This window comes from Aequorivita echinoideorum, from assembly GCF_018476645.1.
GTDB classification, from domain to species: domain Bacteria; phylum Bacteroidota; class Bacteroidia; order Flavobacteriales; family Flavobacteriaceae; genus Aequorivita; species Aequorivita echinoideorum.
Window position 1 is genome coordinate 1 of record NZ_JAHCTB010000009.1, and the last position, 6867, is coordinate 6867.

Consider the following 6867-nt stretch of genomic DNA (forward strand, 5'->3'; position numbering starts at 1 on the left):
ATCTATACCAGACTGGAGGACAATGCTACCGGTTGCTTCACTATTGCAACATTCACGATAGAGGTTATTCCGGCACCGGCCATAACCTCGCCTATTACGGACTACATACTGTGCGATAACGACCAGGACGGCACAGAGGATTTTGACCTTACCTCCAAGGAACCGGAGATATTGAACACAATAAACCCGGCCACAGTTACCGTTTCATATTATTTAAGCGTAGCGGACAGGAACAATGGAATTGCAATTGCCACTCCAAACGCATTCAACAGCGCCGGGCAGACCATCTATTTCAGGGTTACATCAAACGATCCAACGGCCTGCTTTAGCGATGGGCAGTTTGAACTTGACCTGTATGATCAGGTTGCATTCAATACACCGGCTGATTTAATTATTTGTGACGATGGCGTTTCGGATGGTTTTGCAACATTCAATTTATCTACTGCTACAACCCAAATTACCGGAAATAACGCAAATCTTGATGTTAGCTATTATTTAACGCAGCCATTGGCAGACAATGGCGATTCAAATGATGAATTGCCTAACTCATTCACAAATACCATCCCAGACAATCAAACAATCTGGGTAAGAATTGTTAATTTGACCACAGGATGTTACGCATTAGCTCCATTAAATCTTCAAGTAAATGAGGCACCTACAGCCATACAACCAGCACCTTTTACATATTGCGATGAGGAAAATGATGGTTTTGGATCATTTATTTTATCAGATCTAGATAGCGAAATTACCGGAGGCGTTGCTGGAGTAATAGTTACTTACCACCGAACCCTACCTGATGCAAATAACGATGCAAACCCAATAACAGCTAATCCTTTCTTTAATACTGTTCCATTTACCCAAATCATCTATGCAAGAGTAGAAAGCCCTGGTGTAGCTTGTTTTAGTGTGGTTCCAGTTACCCTTCAAGTACTGGATAGTCCACAAACAGAAGAACCAGATGATTTAATTGCGTGTGATGTAAATCAAAACGGAACGGCTGTTTTTGATTTGACCGATGTTGAAACACAGTTGATGGTCAACATTCCAAACCCGAGCGCATATACAATTAGCTATTATGCAAACCAAGCAGATATAACGAACAATAACCCAATTTCTGTTCCTACTGCTTATAATAGCACTAGTAGCCTTCAAACCATATATGTGATTGTAGAAGATGGAAGCAACAATTGTCAATCACAAGAAGAGTTTAATCTTATTGTAGCTCCGTTGCCTCAAATATTTCCACCAACACCTTTGGAACTTTGTGATGAAGTTACACCCAATGATGAAAGGGAAGAATTTAATCTAGGTCTAGCTACTCAAGAGATAACCGGTGGTGATAGCAGTATAACTGTTTCATACCATTTAACCCAAAACGATGCGGATCTTGATTTAAGTCCATTACCTACTCTTTACACAAATGTTGTAAATAATCAAACTATTTACATACGTGTTGAAAGCTCAGATGGCTGTATCATTACGCAAGGATTTACCCTTACTTTGATAGTGAATCCACTACCTTCACCAGCTGTTCCTCTGCCTTTAGAGGTTTGTGATCCAAGCAATGATGGATTCTCTACCTTTAATCTTGAAGATGCTACTCCTCAAATATTGAACGGTGAGCCAAATGTTGTTGCCACATATCATGAAACTTTTACAGATGCCAATTTGGGTAATTTCCCATTAACTAGTCCATATGCAAATATTGTTCAATATCAACAGACAATTTATGTAAGAGTTGAAAACTCCATAACTGGTTGTTACATAGTGGTTGAATTAGATCTAATAGTTAATGATACTCCCATAGTACCCTTAACTCTTCCAGATATTGTAGTTTGTAGTGAAGATCAGATAGAAACGGGAATTATTTTTGATCTCACCGAAAATGAAGATATAATCTATGGTACCCAAGATGAAAATGATTTTGACCTAACATACCATTTAACAGAGCAAAATGCAATTGATGATGTATCTCCAATTGCAGATCCAGAAAATTACCCAAATACCACTAACCCGCAGACTATATGGGTAAGATTGGAAGATGGAAATACGGAATGCAGTACCATAAGATCATTTGAGATTCGCGTGGAATTGCCCCCAGTAATTGGAGGACCATTTACTCTTTCCGAATGTGATGATGATACGGATGGCTTTTTTGAATTTGATCTTACTGTAATGAATAGCCAGTTTACATTATCGGCTCCAGGCTTGGATGTTCAATACTATGAATCACAAACTGAAGCTGAAGATGGTATTAACCAAATTGACCCGGATAACGAGTACACGAATATAAGTAACCCACAAACGCTGTTTGTGAAAGTAGTTGATGGGGATAGTGGATGTGCATCTTATTCTACTCTAACAATTAGAGTGAATCCAAATCCAGACATTGAAACACCAGAACCTATTGTATTTTGTGATACTGAAGGAATAGGTTTCCAAGAATTTGATCTAACCGTAAGAAATGCAGAGATATTGAATGGAGAAGTAGGAACTATAAGTTACCATTTGAATTTGGAAGATGCCGAGGATAACACAAACCCCATTCTTAATTTTACTACTTATACAAATGTTGAAACTCCACAGCAGATAATCTATGTGCGCGTTACCAATGACACTACAGGGTGTTACAGCATTGTAGAATTAATATTAATTGTGAATCCATTACCTGAAATATCAGAAATATCAGATTATACAATTTGTGAAGTGAACACTGATGGTTTTGCCACATTTGATCTTACTACTAAAATTACTGAAATTTTGAATGGTCAAAATCCAATGGATTTTGAAGTGTCATTTTACGAATCCCAAAGTGATGCTGATAATGGTTTAAATGCTATTCAAAATCCTGATAGTTTCATAAATAATATTATTAACGAGCAAGAAATATTTGTACGTATCGAAAATATAGATACGGAATGCTTTACAAGCAATGGAAGCTTTTTCGTAAGAGTTCTTGAAGGTGCGGAAATTGATATTCCAACAGAGCCTCTGGAAGTTTGTGAAGATGAGCTTGGAAGTGGTATTGGAACGTTTGATTTAACACAACTCAATAATGATATTCTTGATGGGCAAGATCCTCTAATTTTTAACATCACCTATCACGAGACCCTAGCAGATGCTGAAACGGGAGACAACCCTATAGCTAATCCTGGAGCGTACCAAAGCCCTACTCAAACAATTTTTGTAAGGGTTACCAATACCGATACGGAATGTTATGCTTCTGCTGAGATTCAGTTAGTAGTTATTACGTTATCAAATCTAGGAATAGAAGATTCATATAGACTGTGTTTAGATGAATTTGGCAATCCTATACCTGAAGAATCTGGAAGTATGTCTCCTCCGGTTATTGATACTGGATTGAGCGATGCAGAATACATGTTTATTTGGGAATTAGACGGTGAAATACTAGAGGATGAAACGTCTAGCAGCATAATTGCTACACAAGGAGGAGTTTATACTGTTACTATCATTAATATTGAAAATGGTTGTGAAAGCGTTGCAACTACTACGGTAATTGTTTCTTCGCCACCATTGGAATATGACGCAAGAGTGACCTCACTAGCCTTTTCAGATATGCACACTATTGAAGCTACGGCCAGTGGATTGGGAACTTATGTTTTCCAGCTTGATGATGGTCCATTCCAAGAAAGTGGAACATTTACCAATGTAACGCCAGGGGATCATACAATTACGATTTCTGATGTAAATGGATGTGGAAGTGTAGTTATAGAAGTAGGTGCCATAGATTATCCATTGTATTTTACACCCAATGGAGATGGGTACCACGACACTTGGAACATAATTGGTATAGCAAGCAATCCTACCGCGAAAATCTATATATTTGATCGCTATGGAAAACTATTAAAACAATTAAGTCCGACTGGTAATGGATGGGATGGAACTTACAACTCCAATCCTTTACCATCTAGCGATTACTGGTTTAAAGTAGAATATCAAGAAGATGGTATAGGAAAAGAATTTAAAGGACACTTTACACTAAAAAGATAAATCTCTCAATTAGAATGAATTCAAAATATAAGTTAGCCCTCTTGTTGATAGTTACAATATTTCAATATTCACAATCACAAGATGGAATCCCTCTATACTCAGATTATTTTGCAGATAATTTATATATCCTTCATCCATCTATGGCTGGAGCCGCAAATAGCGGTCAAATAAGATTAACGGCTAGGCAACAATGGTTTGACCAGACTGATGCTCCTAATTTACAGACGCTTTCTGTAAATATGCGAGTAGGCGAACAGTCCGGTCTTGGCGTAATAGCTTTCAATGATAAAAATGGGTACCACTCCCAAACGGGTGGATATTTAACGTATGCCCATCATATTTTACTATCCAGAAACGAAGTAGACCTAAATCAATTATCATTTGGGTTAAGCGCCGGAATAGTTCAATCTAGACTTGATGAAACTGAGTTCGATTTATCTGATTTTGATCCTATCATTGGAGGTATACTTCAAAGTAGTTCTTATTTTAATGTGGATGTAGGTATGTCATATAACTTTTTAAACTTCTCCTCCCATTTTACGGTAAAGAATATCATTTTCCAAAATCGGAGTCTCTATACCGATGAAATTGAATCGAACAATCAAAGGAGATATTTACTTTCTGCGGCCTATGCATTTGGAGGAAGATTTAATTCAGATTGGTCTTATGAACCCTCAGTGCTGTTCCAGCTATATGAAAGAACTCAGGAAGCGGGATTTGATATCAATTTCAAGGCGTATAGAACTATGAATTTTGGTGAATTATGGGGAGGCTTTTCCTACAGAAGAAGTTTAGATGGGGCAGAATTCCTTGATGGTACAAATGCTTCGAGCCAAAAACTCCAATATATTTCCCCAGTACTTGGTTTAAACTTTAACAAATTTGTTTTCGCTTATACCTATTCATATCAAATTGGAAATATCAGATTTGATAATGGAGGTTTTCATCAAATTACTTTAGGGTATAATTTCTTAGAACGTAGAAAACCTTACGATTGCAATTGTCCAGCAATAAATTAAACACTCAACCTTAAGAGCTATAATCAAAAAAAACCTGCATTATATGCAGGTTTTTTTAATTTTTCATACTTTAAAAACTTTTATAAAAAATCATATGTTAATTTTTTTAAGAATTATCATATTTTGTATTGTAATATAAATCAAAAAACTACATTTGGAAAAAATTAAATTGTACAATCATTTTAATCTCAATAGTATATGCATAAAAATTACTTTATTTCATTTCTTTTAATCTTGATTGCATTTGGATTAAAAGCACAAACTATCACACAAACTTATAATGCGGGTGATATTCCTACTAGTTATACTTACTATAGTGCTACCTGTAATGGCCCGCTTTCCACATTAGCTTTACAACTGCCAGCAGGTGGTCCATGGGAAGTAACAGGCTTCGATGTATTTTATTCTATGACAGCAGCGAATGGTGCCTGGATGAGTGAGCAAAGATCTTTAATTCATTTTCAGAATAACGGACAACAAGAAACGGTCAAATCTGGAACTGGAACTACGGCTGGAACTTTTAATTATAATAGGACCGGACTGTTATTTGCAAATGGATTTTATCCTGGCGGAACGAATTTAAATTTCGAAATGCGATCTTGGCGTACATATGGCAACACTTCTCCAAATAATGGATGTGGAACTTACTATAATAAGGTTAATAATAATAGCTGGAATATTACCGTTTATTATCAAGCTGTTGCCGCCTGTCTTGCTCCTCAAAACTTACAAGCCACGAACATTACAAAAGATCAGGCGCAAATATCTTGGACTGAGATTGGTACTGCGACACAATGGAATTTAGAATATGGTTTAAAAGGATTTGCGCAGGGTTCTGGAACCTTGGTAAATGTAACAAACAACAACTATCTAATTGCTAACCTTTCCGATTTGACTCAATATGATGTTTATGTTCAATCCAATTGTGCTAGCGCAGGATTGAGTCTCTGGGCTGGACCTTTAACTTTCAAGACAGCTGCTGATTGTACCAATTATCCACTTTCTATAACTTCAACCACTGGAGATTCTGTCGTATGTAAAGGCACCACAACATTAACTGCAGTTGGAAGCGGCGATCCCAATGCACAAATCTTTTGGTATGATGCTGCATCTGGAGGAAACATTGTTGGAAGAGGACCAACTTTTCAAACCCCAATTATTACTTCAACCACATCTTTTTGGGCAGCAGAAGTACTAGTTGATGGCGGTACTGGAGGATCAGGAACTCAAAATTATTGTATTCCAACCTATCCAACTGGATGTACAGCCAGCGATGACATCGATAATTTTATAATGACCGACGCAGGTATAAATCATATTGGTTCTGGATGCTCGCCTGGTGGATACGGGAACTTTACCAATACGGCAGGACTTACTGGTAATCTTATTCCCGGAAACTCATATCCATTCTCAATAACTCATAATTTTAGCAGTCAATGGGTAAAAATTTGGATCGACTTTAATCAAAACGGTGTTTTCTCTGATCCGGGAGAACTTTTATTTACATCAAATTCTGGATCTAACAATACAGTTGGCAGTATTTCAATTCCCGCCTCAGCGCCAGGAGGAGTTACAGTTATGCGCGTTATGGATAGATATAGTTCAATCCCAACAGATTCCTGTAATCCAGGTGGAACATGGGGAGAAACTCATGATTATCAAGTTTTAATTGGGGGTGTCTTATGCGAGTCCCCCCGCGTAGAAGTGGTGGCGACAGTGAGCCAGGACGGTGATATTATCGTGCCCCCGGCCCTGCCCTACATAGACGCCAACAACAACACCTCCAACTACGGCAACACCTTCACGGCGGCTCCCGGCAGCGGATGCGGCTCCACGG

Annotated in this window: 3 protein-coding genes; all 3 read left to right on the forward strand. The window is 37.8% G+C overall.

The window, feature by feature from the left end; all coding sequences use genetic code 11:
* The coding region (locus KIV10_RS13595; protein WP_214114659.1) for a T9SS type B sorting domain-containing protein at window positions 1-4011 on the forward strand (4011 nt) is incomplete at its 5' end.
* A gap of 14 nt (window positions 4012-4025) precedes the next feature.
* Window positions 4026-5030: a PorP/SprF family type IX secretion system membrane protein gene (locus tag KIV10_RS13600; protein ID WP_214114661.1), complete on the forward strand. Its 1005-nt coding sequence runs from the start codon at window positions 4026-4028 to the stop codon at window positions 5028-5030.
* A 198-nt stretch (window positions 5031-5228) separates the two neighbouring features.
* Window positions 5229-6867: GEVED domain-containing protein (locus tag KIV10_RS13605; RefSeq protein ID WP_214114663.1), on the forward strand; the 1639-nt coding region annotated here is incomplete at its 3' end.

Excerpts from the sequence above, each read along its gene's own strand:
- KIV10_RS13600 (WP_214114661.1), top strand. The coding sequence starts at position 4,026 with ATGAATTCAAAATATAAGTTAGCCCTCTTGTTGATAGTTACAATATTT.